Consider the following 22,377-nt stretch of genomic DNA (forward strand, 5'->3'; position numbering starts at 1 on the left):
TGGCGCTGAAAAAACATTCAACGCCATACTGCCTGACGCCTCTTCAGGGCGTATCCGGCAAGGGTTTCAGCAGGTTAACCCGCCTGCCAGCTCGCCCAATCAGAGCGGGTGGGATTTTAATTCGGGCTATATCCCATAACCACGCCGCTCAGACCAGAAATCTGCTGCAGCTCGCCGAGTTGCCCCTTCAGCTTGTCTTTCGACGCATCCGGCCCCACCAGAATACGGGTAATTTTACCCTGAACCGGCGTGGATGGCGATGTCCAGGCTTTAAAGCCCGAGGAACGCAGCTTACCGACGATTTCGTTAACCTTATCGGCATTCTTCAACGCCCCCAACTGCACTACATAGGCTTTCCCGGTCGGCGCCGGAATCGCGGCCTGCTGCTGTTGCGGCTGCGGTTGCGTTTTAGCCGGAGGCGGCGTCTGCGCAACCTGCTGAGGCTGCGGTTTCTCAACCGGCTTCGGCTGTGGTTTCGGCTGCGGCTTGGCGGCCACCACCGGCTCCTGGACTTCATCGAAGCTATTGTTGTTTACCGGGACGCGCGAAGGATCCAGCGATGGCGCCGCGGCGTCTCCCGCTCTCACCTCTTCCGCGGCACCTTCCGGCGGCTGCGAAGGCAGCGCCTGAGTAGCCGCCGGCAGCATATCCGGCTCATCGCGATCGCCCGGCTTCGGCACCAACGGGATCGCCGCAAACTCATCCTGATAATGTTTTTTCTGGCCGTCGAGCAGACCCGGGAGAATAATTACCCCCAGCGCTACCAGTACAATCGTCCCGACTAAACGGTTCTGAAACTTACTCGCCACCGATTCTCCCCGCGTCTATCTCTTCCATTACATGCGCCACCGTGTGGAAGGAACCACACACCAGCACCATATCTTCGGCTTTGGCATCCGCCATAGCGGCATGCCACGCCTGCGCTACGCTGTCATAACGTTGGCCCGCGCGCAGATGCGCAATCAGCTGGTCCGCCGTGGCGCCGCGCGGCCCTTCCAGCGGCGCGCAGTACCACGCGTCTACTTCAGGCGCCAGATTCGCCAGGGTTCCGGCGATATCTTTATCATGCAGCATACCAATAACCGCCAGTACGCGCCCCGTTTTCGCTAAGCTTTTGAGACGCCCGGCGAGATAAGCCGCCGCGTGCGGGTTATGCGCGACATCGAGGATCACCCGCGGCGCGTCGCTGATAATCTGAAAGCGCCCCGGGAGCATGGCGTGATGAATGCCGTCGCGCAGCGCCTGTTCAGCGACGTTAAGCCCGCTGGCGCGCAGCGCCGCCAACGCCGTCGCGGCATTGGGCAATGGAACCTGCGGCAGCGGCAGCCCTGCCAACTCGCCCTGACGATCGGTAAAGTTCCATGACTGGTCTGTCATGCTATAACGCCAGTCATGGTCGCGGCGCAGCAGCGTCGCGCCCTTTTCATTCGCCACGTCGGCAATCGTCTGCGGCATATCGGGCTCGCCCACCACCGCCGGTTTACCAGCGCGGAAGATACCCGCTTTTTCACGGCCAATGCTTTCACGATCCGGCCCCAGCCAGTCGGTATGATCCAGCGCGATGCTGGTGACCACCGCGACGTCAGCATCGACGATATTCGTGGCGTCCAGGCGTCCACCCAGACCCACCTCCAGGATAACCACATCCAGCTGTGCCTGCTTAAACAGCCATAGCGCGGACAGCGTGCCAAATTCAAAATAGCTCAGCGAGATATCGCCGCGCGCCGCTTCGATTTCGGCAAATGAGGCGGTATGCGCCGCTTCCGGCAGCTCGGCGCCCTGGATACGCACGCGTTCGGTATAGCGCACCAGATGCGGCGAACTATACACGCCAACTTTATAGCCCGCCGCCATCAGCACCGATTCCAGCGTTCGGCAGGTGGTGCCTTTGCCGTTGGTACCCGATACTGTAAAGACAAACGGCGCCGGTTTTAATATCGCCATCCGTCCGGCGACTTCGCTCACCCGCGCCAGTCCCAGATCGATGGCTTTACTGTGCAGATGCTCCAGATAAGAAAGCCACGTAGCCAGGGGCGACGTGGCCTGAGGAATAGGATCTTTTTCCATGATGTCCGCGAGAGTTAACGGTAAAAAAAAGGGCAGCGCCTGTCGGCCCTGCCCTCTGCATTATCAGGCCTCTGGTTCCTGATCCGGTACCGGTGGTACCACCTCGCCCTCGTGAGGCGCATCGGCCTGCGGCGAAGGAAGGTTCATCAGTTTCGCCAGAATGCTGGCTAATTTCAGACGCATTTCAGGACGACGGATAATCATGTCGATCGCCCCTTTTTCAATCAGGAACTCACTGCGCTGGAATCCCGGCGGCAGCTTCTCACGCACGGTCTGCTCGATAACGCGAGGACCGGCGAAGCCGATCAGCGCTTTTGGCTCGGCGATATTCAGATCGCCCAGCATTGCGAAGCTCGCGGAGACGCCGCCCATAGTCGGGTCGGTCAGCACGGAGATGTACGGTAAACCGCGCTCCTGCATTTTCGCCAGCGCCGCGGAGGTCTTCGCCATCTGCATCAGCGACATTAGCGCTTCCTGCATACGGGCGCCGCCGGAGGCGGAGAAGCAGATCAGCGGGCAGTTGTCTTCCAGCGCCTGCTCAACCGCACGGACGAAACGCGCGCCAACAACGGAACCCATCGAACCGCCCATAAAGGCGAATTCAAATGCCGCCGCCACGACAGGCATGCCGTGCAGGGTGCCTTTCATCACCACCAGCGCGTCTTTCTCGCCGGTCTCTTTCTGTGCAGAGGCCAGACGGTCTTTATACTTTTTCGAATCGCGGAACTTCAGCACATCCTTTGGCTCGAGCTCGCTACCCAGTTCCACGAGAGAACCTTCGTCCAGCAGGCTATGCAGGCGGTTGCGCGCCGACATACGCATGTGGTGATCGCACTTAGGGCAAACCTCCAGGTTGCGCTCCAGCTCTGCGCGGTACAGTACCTGACCGCAGCTGTCGCACTTGGTCCATACACCTTCAGGAATACTTGCCTTACGGGTGGGGGTTATATTGCTTTTAATTCGTTCAATCCAGCTCATTGATAACCTTTCTACCTGAACCTGGTCGATGCCAGTTTTGTCGCAAGGGGCGCATAATGCCACTTTTGCCCCTCACAGACCATGAATGTTGCACATTAAATCATAACATCCCGTAACATGGGATAAAAAAGTGGTCGAACCGCTCACACTTTGCGCGCCGGACGTCATAGCAACGCCCGGCGAGAATGCCGCTAAGCGCTTATTTAGCCTGCTTTGCCGCCGCCCGGCGGTGACGAATCACTTCGATAACGCCAGGCAGTACCGACAGGACGATAATCGCCACGATCAGCAGCTTCAGGTTTTCCTGTACGATCGGTAAATCACCGAACAGATACCCGGCGTAGGTGAACAGCAGTACCCACAGCAGCGCGCCAACCACGTTGTACGCCGCAAAATGACGATAGGACATGTGACCCATTCCCGCCACAAACGGCGCAAAGGTTCTGACGATCGGCACAAAACGCGCGAGGATGATGGTTTTGCCGCCGTGGCGTTCATAGAAGGTATGGGTTTTGTCGAGATAGCTACGACGGAAAATCTTCGAGTTCGGATTGCTGAACAGCTTTTCGCCGAACAATCTACCGATGGTGTAGTTCAGGGCATCGCCAACAACGGCGGCAATGACCATCAGCGCGACCATCAGGTGTACGTTGAGATCGTTAGTTGGCAGCGCGGAGAGCGCGCCGGCGACGAACAGCAGAGAATCTCCGGGCAGGAACGGCGTCACCACCAGGCCGGTTTCGCAGAACAGAATCAAGAACAGGATGGCGTAAACCCAGACGCCATACTGTGCGACCAGCTCCGCAAGGTGCACATCAATATGCAGGATGAAATCAATCAAAAAATGAATCAGGTCCATATTTGTCTTAGCCTTTAGTGACAACCGCCCCCTGTTACGGGGGCGCTGATATTAGTCCGCCAAAAACAGCGGGCCCATCGGCATCACCGGCAGGTCGAAATGGGCCGGATAATCCACCGACACCAGATACAATCCTTCCGCTTTCGCCGTCGCGGCAGCCAGAGTCCGGTCCTTCGCCGCCAGCAGTTCTGCAATCCAGCTCTCTGGCTGGTTTCCGGCGCCTACTTCCATCAGGCTGCCGACGATATTCCTAACCATATGATGAACAAAAGCGTTCGCTTTGATATCCACCACCACATAAGCTCCGTGACGGGTCACGTTGATATGCATCACGTTACGCCACGGCGTGCGCGACTGACATTGCACCGCGCGAAACGAGGTGAAGTCATTCTCGCCAATTAAACACTGCGCGGCGCGATGCATCCGCCCGGCATCCAGAGGGTGGTAATAATGCGTCACCCCCTGACTTAACACCGCCGGGCGCAGGCGATGATTATAGATGACGTAGCGGTAACGACGGGCCGTCGCGCTGAAGCGGGCGTGAAAATCGTCCGCAACATGCTTCACCCAACGCACGGCGATGTCACCAGGTAAATTCGCATTTACGCCCAGCGTCCACGCGGCGTCTTTACGCTGAGCGCGGGTTTCAAAGTGCACCACCTGGCCGGTACCGTGAACACCGGCGTCGGTACGCCCGGCGCAGAATACGTGTACTGGTTCGGCCGCCACCTGCGACAGCGCCTTTTCCAGCTTTTCCTGCACGCTGCGCACTTCGTTTTGCCGCTGCCAGCCGTAGTATTTGCTGCCGTCGTACTCGATGCCCAACGCGATTTTATACACCGGCTGCTGCTGTGGTTCAGACATCAGTACAAATACTCCTGAACCAGTTTCTCGGCGATTTTCACCGCCATCAGCGCGCCGCCAAAGCGGACGTTATCGGCCACCGACCAGAACTGAATCTGCTCGGGCATGCCATAATCGTTATGCACGCAACCGATAGACAGACGCGCATTTCCGGAAGCATCGCCGACCTGCGTCGGGAACTCGCCCTCTTCGGAAAGCTCGATATCCTCGCCACGGGTAAAGGCGTCGCGCGCCTCCTCCGCCGCCAGCGGACGCAACGCTTCAAAATTCACCATCTGCGCATGGCCATAGAAGACCGGCGATTGCACGACGCTCGCGGAAATCATCAGGCCGTCATCCTGGAGAATTTTGCGCGCTTCATCGACGATACGTCGTTCTTCGCGCACGCTACCTTCGCGATCCGGCAGGATCGGCAGCATGTTGAAAGCCAGCTGGCGCCCAAAGAAATCGTCTTCATCAATCGGAATACCGTTCAGCAGTTTCGCGCTCTGCCCCGCCAGCGCATCGACCGCTTTTTTCCCCTGCGCCGAGGCAGACAGCAGGTTGGTAACGGTAATACGCGACAGGCCGCCATCATCGATCAGCGGCTTCAGCGCCGTCAGCAGTTGGCTGGTCAGGCTGTTTGGCACCGCGATCACGTTACGGTTGCGGTAGTCGCCGAGCACGAACGGGTTGACGTCCGGCACCACCAGCGGCACGTCCGGCTCCAGCGCAAACAGGCCGCTAAGATCGATAACCAGACAACCGGCGTTGGTGGCTTCTTCGACATACGCCGCGCTGGCTTCGACGCCCGCGGCGAAGAAAGCCAACTGGGCCTGGGTCCAGTCAAAGTCGGCGGCGTCCTGCACGATGACCGATTTGCCACCATAACGCAGATGTTCGCCCGCGCTTTCATTGCGCGCCAACGCATAAATTTCGCCTACCGGAAACTGGCGTTCAGCAAGGGTTTCAAGCAGGGCTTCGCCTACGGCGCCGGTTGCGCCCAGTACGGCAATATTCCAGCCTTCAGACATGGTGGTGTACTCCAGAAAATAGCGACCCTGCCGGATTATCCGACAGGGGCATTAAGAAGATATTAACGAACAGGATGATGTACGGCATTAAAACCGAGCTGACGCAGCAGCGTCGCTGCTTTTTCATCGCTGCACTGTACGTACAGGGAAGACCATTCGCGGCGTTCCTGATAATTTTTGCGCAGCTTGTCGAATTCACCGGCAATGCCTGCCACTTTACGCAGCGGCGCATCATCGCGGCGCACATCATACACCAAATGGACCAGCCTTTTCAGCGTCGCCTGATCGAGTGGGCCGTGCAGAGTGATGCGGCCAAATTCCGGCGCCGGCAGTAGCGTATCCAGCGCCACCTGCTGCGGATGGCCAATAAACGCGCTATAGGCTTCAAAAACCTGGGTGGTGCCGCGCGCTTTGCCTTCAAGGGTATAACCGGCGATATGCGAGGTACCGATATCGACACGCGCCAGCAACTCGGTATTCAGATCCGGTTCGGGTTCCCAGACGTCAAGCACCACGCTCAGCTGCTGCCCGGCCTGCAAGCGCTTGAGCAGCGCCGCGTTATCCACCACCGGGCCACGGCAGGCGTTAATCAGGATCGCCCCCGGCTGCAGGCGGCTAATCAGCGCTTCATCGGCCAGATGCAGCGTTTTATACGGCCCGTCTTTAAACAACGGCGTGTGGAAAGTCAGGACATCCGCCTGCTGCACCAGCTCGTCCAGGCTGCGGAAGTCGCCTTCATCGCCACGATCGGCGCGCGGCGGATCGCAGAGTAATGTTTTAATTCCCAGCGCTTCCAGACGTTTTTGCAAACGCCCGCCAACGTTGCCGACGCCGACGATACCGACGGTACGATCAGCCAGCGCGAATCCGTCGCGCTCGGCGAGCATCAGCAGCGCCGAGAAAACATACTCCACCACCGCGATCGCATTACAGCCCGGCGCGGCGGAAAAGCCAATCCCCGCCTGCTGTAACCACGCTTGATCGACATGATCGGTGCCTGCGGTGGCGGTGCCGACAAACTTAATTGCCTTACCGGAGAGCAGCGCTTCATTCACCTTAGTGACGGAACGCACCATCAGCGCGTCGGCGTCGGTTAACGCTTCCTGCGGAATGGGACGACCGGGAACGGCCTGCACGTCTCCCAAACGGCTAAAAAGCTCACGCGCATAGGGCATATTTTCATCAACGAGGATTTTCACGGTTCAGTACCTGTCTGAGAACGAGAGTAAACCGGGGAAGTGTGCCATAATCTGGCCGCCAGGAACATCATCACCCGGCTTAAGTACAGCACTACGGTAAGGATTCATCATGACACCACCCGTTTCAGGTATGTCCGATCGCCCTCCGGGGACTGGCCCATCCGGCGCATCCGCCGTGGGCCCAAACGCGCTCACCATGCAGCAACGCACCGTTCTGGAGCGGCTGATAACGCGTCTGGTGACGCTGACATCGCAGCAAAACGCCGAAGTGTGGGCCTGCGTGAAGCACGATCTGGGTCTGAAAGGCGACACGCCGCTGCTGGCGAGCCATTTCAGCGCGGCTGAGAGCAACCTGAATCAGCGCTTAAGTATCGCTCAGCAAAACCACCACCATCGGCAAATTCTCGCCCAGCTCAGCGAACTGCTGACTCAGGGAAATAACCGTCAGGCGGTGAGCGATTATATCCGCCAGAATTACGGTCAAACCGTGCTGCATGCGCTGACCCAGGCGCAGCTGGAAAACGTGCTGCATCTGCTGCAAAACGGCCAGTTGGCGATCCCGCAGCCGCAGCAGCGTACGCCGACGCTGCGCCCTTTGCTGCCGGCGGAACATAACACCCTGAATCAGCTAGTGACCAAACTGGCCGCCGCAACCGGCGAATCGAGCAAGCTTATCTGGCAATCAATGCTTGAGCTGTGCGGCGTGAAATCCGGCGAACTGATCCCCGCCACCCACTTCACCCCGCTCTCGTACTGGCTGCAGGCGCGACAAACGCTGAGCGCGCAAACCGCGCCGACGATGAATTCGCTGCAGGCAGCGCTCAAGCAACCGCTGGAAGCGCAGGAGTGGCAGAAAATCGCCGATTTCGCGCAAAGCAGCTGGCAGGTGACGCCCACGACGACCTTAACCAGCCCGCAGGTGCTAACGCTATTAAATAAGGTCTTTGCGCTACGCGTGGCCCGCGCCCAGGCGACAATGGCAATTACTCCGGTCGAGCCGCTGCCCGCCCCCCATGCGGTGTATAGCAAAAAAGCGTGGACGGTGGCGATTGCCCTGCTGGTGGTGATTATTCTGCTGTGGCTGGTGCTGTAAGCTAAAAACAATCATGGCGGCCAGAACGCCGCCATGATGCCATTACTTACGCAGCGTCAGTAAAGTGACACCAATGCCCAATACCGCGCAAATCGCCCCGGCAAGGAACACGGAAGCATAGCCAAGCGAGGTGGCAAGCAGACCAGCCAGCGGGCCGGTGACGCCGTAAGAGATATCCTGAAACGCGGCATAGCCGCCAAGCGCGGTGCCGCGAACCTGGGCCGGAACCCGTTTGACTACCTCAACACCCAGCGCCGGGAAGATGAGCGAGCAACCGCAGCCGGTCAAAGCGGCGCCCGCCAGCGCCACCCAGGCGCCCGGCGCTTGCCATAGCAGCGTCAGACCAATCGCTTCAATCAGCAGTGATACCATCGCCACCTTAATGCCGCCAAAGCGATCCGGCATCCAGCCGAACAGAATACGCATCAGGACAAAAGCGCCGCCAAACGCGGTCAACGTGAAGCCGGCCATCGCCCAGCCGTGGCTGGCGAAATAGAGTGAAACAAAGGTGCCGATCACCGCAAAGCCGACGCCCTGCAGGCCGAGACCAATTCCCGGCCGCCAGATCATGCCGATGACGCTCCATAGCGAAGGACGCTCGCCGCCGTGGGCGGGAACTTTACGGACCGTGCCGTTAATCGCCCACGCCAGCAGCGGCAGCGCCATCGTGACGCAGGCCAACGCCGCCACGCCGAAGCGGCTGTAAATCAGCAGCCCCAGCGGCGCGCCCACCGCCAGCGCCCCGTACATCGCCATGCCGTTCCACGACATCACTTTACCGGAACGTCGCGGGCCAACCAGCCCTAATCCCCAGCTTAAGTTACCGGTCAGCAGTTGGCTTTCACCAAAGCCGAGAATCAAACGTCCCAGCACCAGCAGGCCAAATTTGGCCATTACCGGCACCGGCAGCAGCGCCGCCGCCAGCCAGGCGCAGCCGGCCAGAGCACAGGCCAACATTCCTTGCAGCACCGAGCGTTTCGCGCCGTACTGATCGGCCAGTCTCCCGGCATAGCCGCGGGTTAATACCGTGGCGAGAAACTGGATGCCGACGGCCACGCCGACGAGTGTGTTGCCAAAGCCGAGATCGTGGTGCACAAATAGCGGGATAACCGGTAGCGGCAACCCCACGGTCATATAGGTCAGAAAAACCGCAAAGGTAATGCGAAATAGCGAGAGATTCTCTGAAGCGTTGTTTATCGTTTTTGTCGCTGCGGACATGCGTTACCCCAGTTTTGCAGAGCAAGGCGAGAAGATGGAATGGGAATGATGGCGAGCAATTTGCCTGCTCTCGCCAGGCGCTGTCAAGACGTCAAAAAAAGGGGAGCCTCGGGCTCCCCTGGTACTGACTCTAACCAATTAGGCGCTGTATTTACGCATAACCAGGGTCGCGTTGGTGCCGCCGAAGCCGAAGCTGTTGGACATCACGGTGGTCAACTGAGCATCGGTCGGTTTGGTGACGATGTTAAGGCCGGCAGCCTGCTCGTCCATCTCTTCGATGTTGATGCTTGGCGCGATAAAACCGTGCTCCAGCATCAGCAGAGAGTAGATGGCTTCCTGTACGCCTGCGGCGCCCAGAGAGTGGCCGGTCATCGCTTTGGTGGCGGAGATAGCCGGGCTGTTGTCGCCGAAGACTTCGCGGATAGCGCCCAGCTCTTTCACGTCGCCTACCGGAGTAGAAGTGCCGTGGGAGTTCAGGTAGTCGATCGGGGTATCAACGCCGTGCATCGCCATCTGCATGCAGCGCACTGCGCCTTCGCCAGATGGAGCAACCATGTCCGCGCCATCGGAAGTCGCACCGTAACCGACGATTTCCGCATAAATATGCGCGCCGCGCGCCAGCGCGTGTTCCAGCTCTTCCACCACGACCATGCCGCCGCCGCCCGCGATAACGAAACCGTCACGGTTCGCATCATAGGTACGGGACGCTTTGTCCGGAGAATCGTTGTATTTAGTGGACAGCGCGCCCATGGCGTCGAATTCACAAGCCATTTCCCAGCACAGCTCTTCGCCGCCGCCGGCAAAGACGATGTCCTGTTTGCCCAGCTGAATCTGTTCTACCGCGTTACCGATGCAGTGTGCGGAAGTGGCGCAAGCGGAGCTGATAGAGTAGTTGACGCCGTGGATTTTAAACGGCGTGGCGAGGCAGGCGGATACGCCGGAAGCCATCGCTTTAGTCACAACGTATGGGCCCACGGCTTTCAGACCACGCGGGCTACGCATGGCATCGGCGCCGAAGACCTGGAATTTCGGGGATCCGCCGCCGGAACCTGCAATCAGGCCGACACGCGGGTTGTTCTGGTATGCTTCCGGCGCCAGACCTGCGTCGGCTACCGCCTGCTCCATGGACAGATAAGCATAGATGGATGCATCGCTCATAAAGCGAACTACTTTGCGGTCAATGAGGCCCGTGGTATCCAGTTTGACGTTGCCCCATACGTGGCTACGCATTCCTGAATCCTTCAGCTCCTGAGAGAAAGTGATCCCTGAACGTCCTTCACGCAGAGATGCCAGGACTTCCTGCTGGTTATTACCGATGCTGGAAACGATGCCCAAGCCAGTAATCACTGCACGTTTCATTCAATACCTCTGTAAGTCGCACTATTTTAAGTTTCGAGTCGCACAATAGCGTACACTTGTACGCCGAACAAGTCCGATCAGCCATTTTGTGTATAAATTTGCGCCTTCTGGCACACATCGTTAAGATCGCGCTACGCCTTGTGATTCGAGTAACTTACGTGAAACAAAACGCCATACAACCCGCCAACCTGGAATTCAACGCTGAGGGTACACCTGTTTCCCGAGATTTTGACGACGTTTATTTTTCTAATGACAACGGTCTGGAAGAGACGCGCTACGTTTTTCTCAACGGCAACCGGCTTGATAGCCGTTTTCCAACCCACCCGCGCCCGCTATTTATCGTCGCGGAGAGCGGCTTCGGCACCGGGCTCAATTTCCTGACGCTGTGGCAGGCGTTTGCTGTTTTTCGTCGCGATAATCCGCAGGCTACGCTGCAAAGATTACATTTCATCAGTTTTGAAAAATTTCCCCTGAAGGCCGATGACCTGCGCCTGGCGCACCAGCACTGGCCGGAACTGGCGCCATGGGCTGAACAGCTACAGGCGCAGTGGCCATTGCCAATCGCGGGCTGCCACCGCCTGCTGCTCGACGATGGCCGCGTCACGCTGGATTTATGGTTTGGCGATATCAACACGCTCACCGACCAGCTTGACGATTCACTCAACCGCCAGGTCGACGCCTGGTTCCTCGACGGCTTCGCGCCGGCGAAAAACCCGGATATGTGGACGCCGGGACTGTTTTCCGCCATGGCGCGCCTGGCCCGCCCCGGCGGCACGCTGGCGACCTTCACCTCCGCTGGCTTCGTTCGCCGCGGGCTGCAGGAGGCCGGCTTTAGCATGCAAAAACGCAAAGGCTTTGGTCGCAAGCGCGAAATGCTAATCGGTGAATTGACCGCCGACGTTCCGACATTCGCGCGGACGCCATGGTTTGCCCGCAGCGGTAGTCAATCGCGCGAAGCGGCGGTGATCGGCGGCGGTATCGCCAGCGCCCTGCTCTCGCTGGCGCTGCTGCGTCGCGGCTGGCAGGTGACGTTGTACTGCGCTGACGATGCGCCCGCCAGCGGCGCATCCGGCAATCGTCAGGGCGCGCTGTATCCGCTATTAAGCCAGCACGACCCTTCGCTGGCGCGCTTTTTCCCGGCGGCGTTTACTTTCGCGCGCCGCCTCTACGACGCCCTGCCAGTGGAATTTGATCATCAATGGTGCGGCGTAACCCAACTCGCCTGGGATGAAAAAAGCACGCAGAAAATCGCCCAAATGCTGGCTTCAGATTTACCGGCGGAGATCGCCTGCGCGGTGACGGCGGAGCAGGTTGCTGAACTGACCGGCGTTGATACCGGCTGCGGCGGTATCACCTATCCGGCCGGCGGCTGGCTGTGCCCGCAGCAGTTGACGGCAGAATTACTGGCGCTGGCGGCGACGCAGGGACTACGCAGCCACTACGGTTATCCCGTCGAAACGCTCAGCGCGGATGGCGACGGCTGGTTGCTCAATCAGCAGCATCGTCATCAGGCGGTAGTACTGGCGAACGGACATCGCCTGACTGATTTTGCCCAGACCAGGCAGTTACCGGCTTATCCGGTCGGCGGCCAGGTCAGCCATATCCCCACCGCGCCGGGGCTTTCCGCCCTGCGCCAGGTGTTATGCTATGACGGCTATCTGACGCCGCAAAACCCCAAGAATCAGCAACACTGTATCGGCGCCAGCTATCATCGCGGCAAGACGGATACCGATTTCAGCGCCGAAGATCAGTGGCAGAATCGCCAGCGCCTGATTGATTGTTTCCCGCAGGCGGCATGGGCAAAAGAGGTGGATGTTAGCGGCAACGAAGCCCGCTGCGGCGTACGCTGCGCCACCCGCGATCACCTGCCGATGGTGGGCAACGTTCCGGATTATGAGAAAACGTTGACGCAGTACGCCACGCTTCACCAACAGCAGGAAAATGTCGGCAGCGCGCCGGTCTATCACAATCTGTTTATGCTCGCGGCATTGGGATCTCGTGGGTTGTGCACCGCGCCATTGAGCGCCGAACTGCTGGCCGCGCAGATGAGTGAAGAACCGCTACCGCTGGATAGCGAAACCCTCGCGGCGCTGAATCCGAATCGACTGTGGGTAAGAAAACTGCTGAAGGGAAAAGCGGTAAAATAACGCCGGCTTGTGCCTTATCCCGACCTGGGTTTAGTCGCCCCGGTAGGCGCAGCGCGACCGGGGAGAGTTTCCGGATGTGGGCTAACGCCTCATCCGGATGACACCATTTATCAGGCCTGATTTTTCGCCTGCTGGTACAGGTTATTCCACATCCCTTGCACCAGAATCTGATCCGGCGGCGATAGTTCGCCCGCGCTGATGGCCTTTTCCAGGCTGCTGGCGACTTTATCATTAATCGCCTGCGCCGTATGTTCCCCTTCCCCTTCCAGCTCAGCCACCGCCAGCGTCAGGTGGCCGCGCAGATAACCGCCAGCAAACAGTTCGTCATCACTGGCGTGGTCTACCATATCGTCAATTAACGCCAGAATGCGTGATTCAAACTCCGCGATCATCGTCTTTCCTCTTTCATTTGTAGAACGTGGCTTTAGTGCAGGTCTTCCGGCCACGGAAATTGTTCTGCCGTCAGCGGCGGCGTTTGATAATACTGTTGCAGCGCGCGAATAAAGCGTGCCGGTCGCTCAGGGATCCCTTGCTCCAGATAGGCCATCACCTGGGCATGTACGCGCCGTTGAAAGGCGATGCGGTCAGGCTCAAAGTCGCCTTCGAGGTTGTCACAGCTGACGTTAAACGGAAATCCCGCCGCCGTGCAGAACAACCAGTCAAAAGCCTGTGGCTTGACCTCGACGTCTTCGAACTTGCTTTGCGTCATCGCATCGCGGCCGTCCGGGCAGTACCAGTAACCAAAATCTACCTGCTCGCGCCGCGCCTTGCCGGCGATACACCAATGGGAAATTTCGTGCAGCGCGCTGGCGTAAAAGCCGTGAGCAAACACAATCCGGTTATAGGGCACTTCGCTATTTGCAGGAAGATAGATCGGTTCGTCGTCGCCTTTAATCAGACGGGTATTAAAATCATCGGCGAAGCACTTGTCGAAGATCTCGACTAACTGCTGATAATGGTGTTGCTGTTGCATTAGTGAATTCCCAACCACTGCAAAATCTCAGCCCCGTGGCTGTCGTAAAGAAGTTTAGCGCTCATCACCGCGGAGACGATGACGATCATCGGCCGAATCAGCGACTGCCCTTTACTCAGCACCAGCCGCGAACCGGCGCGAGCGCCGATAAACTGCCCGGCCATCATCACAAAACCGGTGGCCCAAATCACTTTGCCGCCAATGATAAATAGCAGCAGGCCGCCAATATTGGAGGTGGCGTTTAGCAGTTTGGCGTGAGCGGTGGATTTCGCGAGATTAAACCCGGCGAGCGTCACAAAGGCCAGCGCATAAAAAGAACCGGCGCCGGGGCCAAAAAAACCGTCGTAGAAACCCACGCTGCCGCCAGCGACCAGCGCGAACGGCAAACCATACAGGCGACGCTGACGATCGGATTCGCCAAGCTTAGGCATCAGCAAAAAGTACAGCCCAATGCCGATCACCAGCAGCGGCAGGATTTGCTTCAAAATATCGGACTGCACGTGCTGCACCAGCAGCGCCCCCGCCGTCGAGCCGATAAACGTCATCAGAATATTGAGTTTCTGATCGGCAAGATTTACCACCTTGCGACGGATAAAGTAGAGCGTCGCGGAAATGGAACCGCCGCAGGCCTGTAGCTTGTTGGTCGCCAATGCCTGAGCGGGCGGCATACCCGCCGCCATCAGCGCCGGGACGGTTAACAACCCGCCGCCGCCAGCTAAGGAATCAATAAATCCGGCCAGAATCGCGACGAAAAAGAGCGCCACCAAAACCATTGGCGACACCATAAACAGTTCGACAAAACTATCCATTAGAGAAGATGCTCATCCAGTAGCGCCTGGCAGGAAGGCGGCAGCGGAGGCGGCGTCTTCTTCACAGGTGGGGTTGACCCAGGTTTAGGCGGTTCAAACCAGCTTTGCAGCTCGGCTCCGCAGCCATCGCCAGCCGGCGGCGGCGCTTGATCTTCGCACTCAAGGCTGCCCGCCGGGCAGCGCAGGCGCACGTGCATGTGGGCGCGATGCTGGAACCACGGGCGAACTTTGCGTAGCCATTGGCGATCGTTACCAGCATCGAGGCACAATTGCTGTTTGATAGCCGGGTTGACGAAAATACGCGTTACATCGTTATCTTCCGCCGCCATTTTAATCAGGTTGCTGATTTGCGGGCTCCACAGTGACGGCACCACCCGCTTGCCATCACGGGCGACTAAATCCAGCGCCTGTGGTTTCAGCAGTTGCGCGGAGGTCCAGCGGGTCTGCGGCAATTGCAGGAAAATATCAACATCCAGACCCGACTGATGGCTAGCGTGGCCGCCATTAAAACGCCCGCCGGCAGGCATGCCCATATCGCCAATCAGCACCGTCCCCATACCTTTATTGTGCGCCTGCAAACTCAGCCGCTGAATAAACTGCACGAGATCCGGATGGCCGAAGTAGCGACGCTGATCGGTACGCATCACCTGGTAATCAGGGGAGTTCAACGGTAGCGGCTGGGCGCCGACGATGCAGCCATTGGCAAACGCGCCAATAGACTGGGCGCTGCCGCTAATCGGCTGGGATATTTTCTGCCACGGCGTCGCCGCCAGGCTGGCGGTGCTGGCCAAAAGCGCCAGCAGTGCGATAACGGTATTTTTCATCGGTTACCAGCGTGGAATTGATGTTGTCACGTCGCCATTCTGCGCGCGTTGACGCATAAAGTGATCCATTAACACGATAGCCAGCATGGCCTCGGCGATCGGAACCGCGCGAATGCCGACGCACGGATCGTGACGCCCTTTGGTGATCATTTCGACTTCTTCGCCGAAGCGGTTAATCGTATGACCGGGAACGGTAATACTGGAGGTTGGCTTCAGCGCGATGTTAGCAACAATTTGCTGGCCGCTGCTGATACCACCAAGAATGCCGCCGGCGTGGTTACTCTGGAAGCCGGCTTTGGTGATTTCGTCGCGGTTTTCGCTGCCGCGCAGTTTGACCACCTCAAAACCATCACCGATTTCTACCCCTTTCACCGCGTTGATGCTCATCAGCGCGTGGGCGATATCGGCATCCAGGCGGTCGAACACCGGCTCGCCGAGGCCCGGAGGAACGCCGTCAGCCACGACGGTCACTTTCGCGCCAATAGAGTCGCCCTCTTTTTTCAGGCCGCGCATCAGTTCATCCAGCGCGTCGATTTTATCCGGATCCGGGCAGAAGAATGGGTTCTGCTCAACCTGATCCCAGTCTTTGATGGCCAACGGAATATCGCCCATCTGCGTCAGGCAGCCGCGGATCACAATACCAAATTTAGCCGCGAGGAATTTTTTGGCAATCGCCCCGGCCGCCACGCGCATCGCGGTTTCACGCGCAGACGAACGGCCGCCGCCGCGATAGTCGCGCAGGCCGTATTTCTGCTCGTAGGTGTAATCCGCATGACCCGGGCGGAACAGATCTTTAATCGCGCCGTAGTCCTGGGAACGCTGATCGGTGTTTTCAATCAACAGGCCAATACTGGTGCCGGTGGTCACGCCTTCGAAGACGCCGGAAAGGATTTTCACCTGGTCCGGTTCGCGGCGCTGGGTGGTGTAACGCGATGTCCCAGGGCGACGGCGATCCAGATCGTGCTGCAGGTCAGCTTCGGTCAGCGGAATGCCTGGCGGCACCCCGTCGACGATGCAACCCAGCGCCAGGCCGTGCGATTCGCCGAAGGTGGTGACGCGAAAGAGTTGTCCAATTGTATTTCCTGCCATCACGGCTCCATTCTTTTCGTTATGTTTGCGTGTTGTTTTTTTAGTCTTTATAAATGCCGAAATGCGCACGAGCGTCAATGAGCTGCTGTTTAGTCAGCATAAAGACGCCATCACCGCCGTTATCAAACTCAAGCCAGGTGAACGGCACGTCCGGGTACTGCTCCATCAGATGTACCATGCTGTTACCGACTTCACAAATCAGAATACCGTCGTCGTTGAGGTAATCCGGCGCGCAGCCAAGAATGCGGCGCGTTAGCTTCAGGCCATCGCTACCGGAAGCCAGACCCAGAACCGGCTCATGCTCATATTCATCGGGCAGATCGGCCATATCTTCTTCATCAACGTACGGCGGATTGGTCACGATCAGATCGTACTGCAGCTTCGGCAGATCGCGGAACAGATCGGAGCGGATCGGGGTAACCTGGTTAATCAGGCCATGTTCTTCAACGTTATGTTCGGCAACGGCCAGCGCGTCCGGGGAGATATCGACAGCGTCGACTTCCGCTTCCGGGAAGGCATAGGCGCAGGCGATGGCAATACAGGCGCTACCGGTACACATATCGAGAATATGCTGCGGTTTGTGATTTATCAGCCCGGAGAACTGGTTATTGATCAGTTCGCCAATCGGCGAGCGCGGTACCAGCACGCGCTCATCGACATAGAATTCATGGCCGCAGAACCATGCTTTGTTGGTCAGGTAAGCGACGGGTATGCGTTCGTTGACGCGGCGAATCACGCGCTCGACGATACGATGTTTTTCGCTGGAGGTCAGGCGCGCGGTGCGCATATCTTCCGGTATATCTAACGGCAGGTACAGCGAGGGTAATACCAGCTGTACGGCCTCATCCCACGGGTTATCGGTGCCATGACCGTACCAGATGTTGGCGGCGCTAAAACGGCTTACCGCCCAACGCAGCATGTCCTGAATGGTCTGCAGCTCATTGACCGCTTCATCAACAAAAATTTTATCCACGCAATCCTCCAGGGCACGCTCTGCTATAAATTCGGCGGCTAGTTTGCCACGACGGCGGCGATAAATCAGCATTCTTGCGCAGCCGGAGTGGGGAAAAATAGGTTTTCCTTGCCTGAAGCGCGGGCGAGTCGGGTAAACTAACGAAAAGAAATAGTGAGATTGGGCAATGAAAAAGAAAACGCCGCTAAGCGCGGAGGATCAGGCGCTATTCCGCCAGCTAATGACCGGCACCCGGAAAATTAAACAGGACACCATCGTACACCGCCCGCAGCGCAAGAAGCTCAGCGAGGTACCGCCTAAGCGATTGCTGCAGGAACAGGTGGATAACAGCCACTATTTTTCCGACGAGTTTCAGCCGTTGCTCAATACGGAAGGCGCGATGAAGTACGTGCGCGCGGATGTCAGCCATTTTGAGCTGAAAAAGCTGCGCCGCGGTGACTATTCGCCGGAGCTGTTTCTCGACCTGCACGGTTTAACCCAACAGCAGGCAAAACAAGAATTAGGCGCGCTGATTGCCGCCTGCCGCCGCGAACATATCTTCTGCGCCTGCGTGATGCACGGACACGGCAAACACATCCTCAAGCAGCAAACGCCGCTGTGGCTGGCGCAACATCCGCATATTATGGCGTTCCATCAGGCACCAAAAGAGTACGGCGGCGATGCCGCGCTATTGGTACTGATTGAAGTTGAAGAGTGGTTGCCGCCGGAGCTTCCGTAAGCGGAAGCTCCGAGGGTGGAAAGCCTTAGATGGCTTTCGCCATTCTCAAATTGCAGGGGCTCATCTGCCAGTTGAATTCGCCCTTGCCGTCGGCGTCGAGGGTGACGCAGGCAATCGCTGAGGTAGTAAACATCGGGGGCGTTTCCCCCGGGCACAGCTCTGAGACGAGGTACCCCACCAACGGCAGGTGTGAAACGACCAGCGCCGTTTTCACGCCCTCATTCGCCAGCGCCTGAAGATAAGCGCTAACCATCCCTACATCGCCGCACGGCGTGAGTTCCGGCATCACGTCGACATCTTTCGGCAGGTTCATGCACTCCCCTACTACGTCGAGAGTTTGCTCTGCACGCAGGTAAGGGCTGACAAGCACCCGCTCAATATCCACTTTTTGACCTTTCAGCCAGGTTGCCATCTGACGAGATTCGTCACAACCGCAAACGGTTAATGGACGAACGGAGTCACTGGCTGCATCGAGGGCAGCGTCGCCGTGACGCATGATAAAAACTTGCATATTGCACCGCTTTTGTTAACCAGAATCACCGCAACTCGCTCTGCGTAAACAATACGCAGGCGACCCGGTGGCCGGGCATTGTGCCTGATCCATCCAACGAATGAAACGCTGTTTTTTACCTCAATGGCGTAAGTATAGTCAATATTTGTTTACAAAACCGCCAATCAACAGCGCCAGCCAACGTTGGATTTACCTTCTTTTGACCATAACTTAGGTCGTCCGTTCACCAGTGGGCCAAAAGGTCGCCCCCTGCTCGGCCATGCGCAATAAGGTGTCGCACGGAGAAAAACGAGGGCCGTACTGTGCGGCCAGACGCTGCAAGATTGCGGCGACTTCACCCGCGCCGAGGCTATCCATATAGCGGAACGGGCCGCCGAGAAACGGCGGAAAACCTATACCAAAGACGGCGCCAATATCGCCATCACGCGCGCTACGTACGATCTGTTCATCAAAACAGCGCGCCGCCTCGTTGAGCATCATCATCACGCAGCGTTCAGCGACCTGCTGAGCAGACAAACGCGCCTGCGGACTTGCTACAGCCAATAATGGGTAAATAGCCGGGTCAGCCCGTTTTTTGCTTTTACGCCTTTTTGTCTCATAAAGATAGAAACCGCGATTATTTTTTCTGCCTTTGCGATCGTCCTTCAAAATCGCGTCAATGATGTTTGCAGGCGGGCTAAAACGTTCACCAAAAGCGGTCTCCAGTACCGGGATAATCTTAGTGCCTGTATCAATGCCGACTTCATCCAGCAACTGAATAGGTCCAACCGGGAAACCAAATTTAACCAACGCATTATCAATATGTTCAACCGGCTCGCCCTCCAGCAGCAGGCGCATGGCTTCATTGATATAGGGCGCCAGAATACGGTTAACATAAAAACCGGCGCGATCCGCGACCACGATCGGCGTTTTGCCCTGCAGCTTCGCCAGCTTCACCACCGTGGCGATGGTTTGCTCATCGGTCGTTGCGTGCGGGATAACCTCAACCAGCGGCATTTTTTCGACCGGACTGAAAAAATGCAGACCAATTACCTTCTCAGGCCGCGCGGCCTGAGCGGCGATCTCGCCGATCGGTAGCGATGAGGTATTAGAAGCAAAGATCGTCTGCGGCCCGCAACAGTGTTCGATCTCGCCAACCATCCGCTGCTTCAGCGCCAGATCCTCAAACACCGCTTCGATGACCACATCGCGATGGGCAAAGCCATGATAATCCGTAGCGCCGGAAATCAGCGCCAGCTGACGATCGCGTTCACTGGCGCGCAGATAGCGGCGACGCACCTGCTTATCCAGCAGATCCCAACTGTACTTGAGCGCATGATTGATGCCTTTCGCCTGAATGTCTTTTATGCGTACCGGCAGGCCGCCTTTACAGGCGGTGACGTAAGCAATTCCGCCTCCCATTAAGCCGCCGCCGAGTACAGCAATGCTATTCAGCGGAGCGGGGTCAGCTTCGGCGCCACGATCTTTTTTCAGATCGGTGCTGGCAAAGAAAATAGAACGTAACGCTTGCGATTGCGGCGTCATCGCCAGTTCGCCAAACGCTCGCGCCTCTTCGGCGTAACCGCTGCTGCAGCCGTGCGCCAGTCCGTTTTCTATCACCTGTAAAATACGTTCTGCCGCCGGGTAATTACCCTGCGTTTTTTGCCGGGTCTTTTTCGCCACCATGCGGAACAGCAGCTGACGCCCCAGAGGCCCGGCAAGTACCCGTTCGCGCACCGGTACAGTTCGGCTCGCCGGCCGCCCCTGTAACGCCAGCTCAACCGCGGTCCGCAGCAATATCGATTGCGGGACAACATCGTCCACCAGCCCGGCTTTCAACGCCTGACGCGGACGCAATTGTTTACCGGTGAGGATCATTTCAAGCGCCGTACTGACGCCAATCAGCCGCGGCAGGCGTTGAGTGCCGCCGGAGCCCGGTAGCAACCCCAGTTGCACTTCCGGCAATCCCAACCGCGTTTTATCATCGTCGCTACAGACTCGCCCATGACAGGCCAGCGCCAGCTCCAGGCCGCCGCCAAGGCAGGCGCCGTGAATGGCGGCAATCACCGGGATAGAGAGCGCGTGGATCTCGGACATGATCTGCTGGCCCTGGCGCGCCAGCGCTTCGGCTTCTGCGGCGCTGGTACAACGAGCAATCATGTTGATATCCGCGCCGGCGATAAAGTTGTCGGGTTTAGCGGAGATAAATACGGCGCCGCGCAGCGCCTTATTTTCGCGGAGCTGGCGGATAATCGCCCGCACCTCGCCGCCGAACTCGGCTTTCAGGGTATTCATCTTTTCGCCGGGCGCGTCGATGGTAATAACGGCGATGTTATCCGGGCGAATTTCAAGCGTAAAAGCTGTTGCAGCTTCCATTATTCGGCCTCCAGAACCATAGCGGAACCTAAACCCCCCGCCGCGCAGGCGGTAACCAGACCAAATCCGCCGCCGCGGCGCCGGAGTTCATGCAATGTCTGCGTAATCATGCGCGCGCCGGTCGCCGCAAAGGGGTGTCCGTAGGCGATAGAGCCGCCCAGCACGTTGAACTTGCTGGCATCGACTTCCCCGGTTGCCTGTGAACGGCCCAGCACTTCCCGGGCGAAACGATTACTGGCTAAACATTGTAGATTCGCCAGCGTCTGCGCGGCGAAAGCTTCATGCATATCAATCAACGTGAGGTCTGCAAGGGTAATTCCCGCCCTATCCAACGCCAGCGGCGTCGCCCACGCCGGCCCCAGCAACATATCCTGCCAGACATCAATAGCGGTGAAAGCATAGCTACGCAGGTAGCCCAGCGGCGTTAACCCCAACTCTTTGGCCCGGGATTCGGTCATCATGATCACCGCGGCGGCGCCGTCGGTGAGCGGCGTACTGTTTGCCGCCGTGACGCTACCGTGTTTACGATCGAACGCCGGACGTAACTTTTGGTAATCCGCCAGGGTTGAATTTTTACGAATATTGTTGTCCTGCTCCAGCGGCTCGCGATAAGGCGGTACATAGGCCGTCATCACTTCACTGGCCAGTTTGCCCTCTTCCCAGGCGCGGGCGGCAAGCTGGTGTGAACGCAGCGCCAGCGCGTCCTGATCTTCACGGCTAATGCCCCAGGTTTTCGCCATCTGCTCAGCGGTGTCGCCCATCCGCAGGCCGGTTGAGTATTCCGCGACAGCAGGCGGCACCGGTAAAAGATCGCGCAGGCGCAGGCGGGAAAAGAGTTTTAGCCGTTGGCCAAGGGTGCGCGCTTTATTGGCATCCACCAGGGTGCGGGCCAGTTTTTTACTCACGCCGATGGGGAGAACGGAGGAGGAATCAGCGCCGCCGGCGATGCCCGCGCGGATCGTGCCGGCCATCAGGCTTTCGGCAATATTAGCTACCGCCTGGAAACTGGTGGCGCAGGCGCGGCTGACGCTATAGGCGTCGGTATGTACATTCATGCCGGTACCGAGCACGATTTCACGAGCAATATTCGGCGCTTCCGGCATCTGTACAACCTGGCCGAAGACCAGTTGTTCAATCACTTCCGGGGGAACTTCACTGCGCGCCAGCATTTCGCCGACGACCATTTTACCCAGATCTACGGCCGGAACGCCGTGATACGCCGTCGCCTGACGGGCAAATGGGGTACGTAAACCGCTGACAATGGCAATGCGATCGCCCTGACGGGTGATAAGCGGTAATGCCTGACTCATAACTCTCCCCTGTTAACC

Annotated in this window: 21 protein-coding genes; 3 read left to right on the forward strand and 18 right to left on the reverse strand. The window is 58.1% G+C overall.

Going from position 1 to position 22,377, the window contains the following annotated elements; translation table 11 throughout:
- Window positions 1–116: 116 nt before the first annotated feature.
- From dedD to pdxB, 7 genes are all read right to left on the reverse strand, one after another.
- The gene (dedD, locus tag ABLU80_RS12085) at window positions 117–809 is read right to left on the reverse strand and encodes a cell division protein DedD (RefSeq protein ID WP_015365556.1); all 693 of its coding nucleotides are present in this window, start codon (window positions 807–809) and stop codon (window positions 117–119) included.
- The gene (folC, locus tag ABLU80_RS12090; RefSeq protein ID WP_348850007.1) at window positions 799–2,067 is read right to left on the reverse strand and encodes a bifunctional tetrahydrofolate synthase/dihydrofolate synthase; all 1,269 of its coding nucleotides are present in this window, start codon (window positions 2,065–2,067) and stop codon (window positions 799–801) included. Before folC ends, dedD begins: the two co-directional genes overlap by 11 nt.
- 63 nt (window positions 2,068–2,130) lie before the next feature.
- Window positions 2,131–3,045: an acetyl-CoA carboxylase, carboxyltransferase subunit beta gene (accD, locus tag ABLU80_RS12095; protein ID WP_015365554.1), complete on the reverse strand. Its 915-nt coding sequence runs from the start codon at window positions 3,043–3,045 to the stop codon at window positions 2,131–2,133.
- Between the two features lie 199 nt (window positions 3,046–3,244).
- Window positions 3,245–3,904 (reverse strand): DedA family protein, encoded by a 660-nt coding sequence (locus ABLU80_RS12100; RefSeq protein ID WP_015365553.1) that lies wholly within the window; start codon window positions 3,902–3,904, stop codon window positions 3,245–3,247.
- 51 nt (window positions 3,905–3,955) lie between these two features.
- Entirely contained in the window at window positions 3,956–4,768 is an 813-nt protein-coding gene (gene truA, locus ABLU80_RS12105; RefSeq protein WP_015365552.1) for a tRNA pseudouridine(38-40) synthase TruA, read from the reverse strand.
- Entirely contained in the window at window positions 4,768–5,781 is a 1,014-nt protein-coding gene (locus ABLU80_RS12110; RefSeq protein WP_015365551.1) for an aspartate-semialdehyde dehydrogenase, read from the reverse strand. Before ABLU80_RS12110 ends, truA begins: the two co-directional genes overlap by 1 nt.
- 62 nt (window positions 5,782–5,843) lie before the next feature.
- Window positions 5,844–6,980 carry a 4-phosphoerythronate dehydrogenase PdxB gene (gene pdxB / locus ABLU80_RS12115; protein ID WP_015706175.1) on the reverse strand — a complete coding sequence of 379 codons (1,137 nt, stop codon included), beginning with the start codon at window positions 6,978–6,980 and terminating at the stop codon, window positions 5,844–5,846.
- A gap of 109 nt (window positions 6,981–7,089) precedes the next feature.
- Here pdxB and flk point away from each other — a divergent pair, with 109 nt between their 5' ends.
- Complete coding sequence (flk, locus tag ABLU80_RS12120) at window positions 7,090–8,073, forward strand: flagella biosynthesis regulator Flk (RefSeq protein WP_020078229.1); 984 nt, start codon at window positions 7,090–7,092, stop codon at window positions 8,071–8,073.
- Window positions 8,074–8,115: 42 nt separating this feature from the next.
- Here flk and ABLU80_RS12125 read toward each other — a convergent pair whose 3' ends face one another.
- Together ABLU80_RS12125 and fabB are read right to left on the reverse strand one after the other, a co-directional pair.
- Entirely contained in the window at window positions 8,116–9,291 is a 1,176-nt protein-coding gene (locus ABLU80_RS12125) for an MFS transporter (protein ID WP_015365548.1), read from the reverse strand.
- Between the two features lie 138 nt (window positions 9,292–9,429).
- On the reverse strand, window positions 9,430–10,650 hold the full coding sequence (gene fabB / locus ABLU80_RS12130; protein WP_015365547.1) for a beta-ketoacyl-ACP synthase I: 1,221 nt from the start codon (window positions 10,648–10,650) through the stop codon (window positions 9,430–9,432).
- 158 nt (window positions 10,651–10,808) lie between these two features.
- On the opposite strand from fabB, the gene mnmC reads away from it, so the two are divergent.
- Window positions 10,809–12,797 carry a bifunctional tRNA (5-methylaminomethyl-2-thiouridine)(34)-methyltransferase MnmD/FAD-dependent 5-carboxymethylaminomethyl-2-thiouridine(34) oxidoreductase MnmC gene (mnmC, locus tag ABLU80_RS12135; protein WP_230250220.1) on the forward strand — a complete coding sequence of 663 codons (1,989 nt, stop codon included), beginning with the start codon at window positions 10,809–10,811 and terminating at the stop codon, window positions 12,795–12,797.
- A gap of 110 nt (window positions 12,798–12,907) precedes the next feature.
- Here mnmC and ABLU80_RS12140 read toward each other — a convergent pair whose 3' ends face one another.
- The 6 genes from ABLU80_RS12140 to prmB are packed head-to-tail and all read right to left on the reverse strand — an operon-like array spanning window position 12,908 to window position 17,465.
- Window positions 12,908–13,189, reverse strand: coding sequence for a YfcL family protein (locus tag ABLU80_RS12140; protein WP_015365545.1), 282 nt, complete (start codon window positions 13,187–13,189; stop codon window positions 12,908–12,910).
- 32 nt (window positions 13,190–13,221) lie between these two features.
- Entirely contained in the window at window positions 13,222–13,770 is a 549-nt protein-coding gene (locus ABLU80_RS12145) for an elongation factor P hydroxylase (RefSeq protein WP_230250221.1), read from the reverse strand.
- Window positions 13,770–14,579 carry a sulfite exporter TauE/SafE family protein gene (locus ABLU80_RS12150; RefSeq protein WP_015365543.1) on the reverse strand — a complete coding sequence of 270 codons (810 nt, stop codon included), beginning with the start codon at window positions 14,577–14,579 and terminating at the stop codon, window positions 13,770–13,772. The genes ABLU80_RS12145 and ABLU80_RS12150 overlap by 1 nt, the downstream gene beginning before the upstream one ends.
- Window positions 14,579–15,403 (reverse strand): penicillin-insensitive murein endopeptidase, encoded by an 825-nt coding sequence (mepA, locus tag ABLU80_RS12155; RefSeq protein ID WP_015706180.1) that lies wholly within the window; start codon window positions 15,401–15,403, stop codon window positions 14,579–14,581. The genes ABLU80_RS12150 and mepA overlap by 1 nt, the downstream gene beginning before the upstream one ends.
- Before the next feature lie 3 nt (window positions 15,404–15,406).
- The gene (aroC, locus tag ABLU80_RS12160) at window positions 15,407–16,492 is read right to left on the reverse strand and encodes a chorismate synthase (protein WP_015365541.1); all 1,086 of its coding nucleotides are present in this window, start codon (window positions 16,490–16,492) and stop codon (window positions 15,407–15,409) included.
- A gap of 40 nt (window positions 16,493–16,532) precedes the next feature.
- The gene (prmB, locus tag ABLU80_RS12165; RefSeq protein ID WP_032706267.1) at window positions 16,533–17,465 is read right to left on the reverse strand and encodes a 50S ribosomal protein L3 N(5)-glutamine methyltransferase; all 933 of its coding nucleotides are present in this window, start codon (window positions 17,463–17,465) and stop codon (window positions 16,533–16,535) included.
- A gap of 166 nt (window positions 17,466–17,631) precedes the next feature.
- On the opposite strand from prmB, the gene smrB reads away from it, so the two are divergent.
- Window positions 17,632–18,183, forward strand: coding sequence for an endonuclease SmrB (gene smrB / locus ABLU80_RS12170; protein ID WP_047044994.1), 552 nt, complete (start codon window positions 17,632–17,634; stop codon window positions 18,181–18,183).
- A gap of 25 nt (window positions 18,184–18,208) precedes the next feature.
- On the opposite strand, the gene sixA is transcribed toward smrB, so the two are convergent.
- The 3 genes from sixA to fadI form a co-directional block, all read right to left on the reverse strand.
- Window positions 18,209–18,694 carry a phosphohistidine phosphatase SixA gene (gene sixA / locus ABLU80_RS12175; protein WP_015365538.1) on the reverse strand — a complete coding sequence of 162 codons (486 nt, stop codon included), beginning with the start codon at window positions 18,692–18,694 and terminating at the stop codon, window positions 18,209–18,211.
- A 210-nt stretch (window positions 18,695–18,904) separates the two neighbouring features.
- Complete coding sequence (gene fadJ, locus ABLU80_RS12180; protein WP_230250222.1) at window positions 18,905–21,049, reverse strand: fatty acid oxidation complex subunit alpha FadJ; 2,145 nt, start codon at window positions 21,047–21,049, stop codon at window positions 18,905–18,907.
- Complete coding sequence (gene fadI, locus ABLU80_RS12185) at window positions 21,049–22,359, reverse strand: acetyl-CoA C-acyltransferase FadI (RefSeq protein WP_047080729.1); 1,311 nt, start codon at window positions 22,357–22,359, stop codon at window positions 21,049–21,051. Before fadI ends, fadJ begins: the two co-directional genes overlap by 1 nt.
- Between the last annotated feature and the right edge of the window lie 18 nt (window positions 22,360–22,377).

The organism is Klebsiella sp. CN_Kp104, assembly GCF_040064515.1.
Lineage (GTDB): Bacteria > Pseudomonadota > Gammaproteobacteria > Enterobacterales > Enterobacteriaceae > Klebsiella > Klebsiella aerogenes.

Bases quoted from the DNA above. Each gene is read 5' to 3' on its own strand.
- folC (WP_348850007.1), bottom strand. From the start codon at position 2,067: ATGGAAAAAGATCCTATTCCTCAGGCCACGTCGCCCCTGGCTACGTGG.
- accD (WP_015365554.1), bottom strand. From the start codon at position 3,045: ATGAGCTGGATTGAACGAATTAAAAGCAATATAACCCCCACCCGTAAG.
- ABLU80_RS12100 (WP_015365553.1), bottom strand. From the start codon at position 3,904: ATGGACCTGATTCATTTTTTGATTGATTTCATCCTGCATATTGATGTG.
- truA (WP_015365552.1), bottom strand. From the start codon at position 4,768: ATGTCTGAACCACAGCAGCAGCCGGTGTATAAAATCGCGTTGGGCATC.
- ABLU80_RS12110 (WP_015365551.1), bottom strand. From the start codon at position 5,781: ATGTCTGAAGGCTGGAATATTGCCGTACTGGGCGCAACCGGCGCCGTA.
- flk (WP_020078229.1), top strand. From the start codon at position 7,090: ATGACACCACCCGTTTCAGGTATGTCCGATCGCCCTCCGGGGACTGGC.
- ABLU80_RS12125 (WP_015365548.1), bottom strand. From the start codon at position 9,291: ATGTCCGCAGCGACAAAAACGATAAACAACGCTTCAGAGAATCTCTCG.
- fabB (WP_015365547.1), bottom strand. From the start codon at position 10,650: ATGAAACGTGCAGTGATTACTGGCTTGGGCATCGTTTCCAGCATCGGT.
- ABLU80_RS12140 (WP_015365545.1), bottom strand. From the start codon at position 13,189: ATGATCGCGGAGTTTGAATCACGCATTCTGGCGTTAATTGACGATATG.
- ABLU80_RS12145 (WP_230250221.1), bottom strand. From the start codon at position 13,770: ATGCAACAGCAACACCATTATCAGCAGTTAGTCGAGATCTTCGACAAG.
- ABLU80_RS12150 (WP_015365543.1), bottom strand. From the start codon at position 14,579: ATGGATAGTTTTGTCGAACTGTTTATGGTGTCGCCAATGGTTTTGGTG.
- mepA (WP_015706180.1), bottom strand. From the start codon at position 15,403: ATGAAAAATACCGTTATCGCACTGCTGGCGCTTTTGGCCAGCACCGCC.
- aroC (WP_015365541.1), bottom strand. From the start codon at position 16,492: ATGGCAGGAAATACAATTGGACAACTCTTTCGCGTCACCACCTTCGGC.
- smrB (WP_047044994.1), top strand. From the start codon at position 17,632: ATGAAAAAGAAAACGCCGCTAAGCGCGGAGGATCAGGCGCTATTCCGC.
- sixA (WP_015365538.1), bottom strand. From the start codon at position 18,694: ATGCAAGTTTTTATCATGCGTCACGGCGACGCTGCCCTCGATGCAGCC.
- fadJ (WP_230250222.1), bottom strand. From the start codon at position 21,049: ATGGAAGCTGCAACAGCTTTTACGCTTGAAATTCGCCCGGATAACATC.
- fadI (WP_047080729.1), bottom strand. From the start codon at position 22,359: ATGAGTCAGGCATTACCGCTTATCACCCGTCAGGGCGATCGCATTGCC.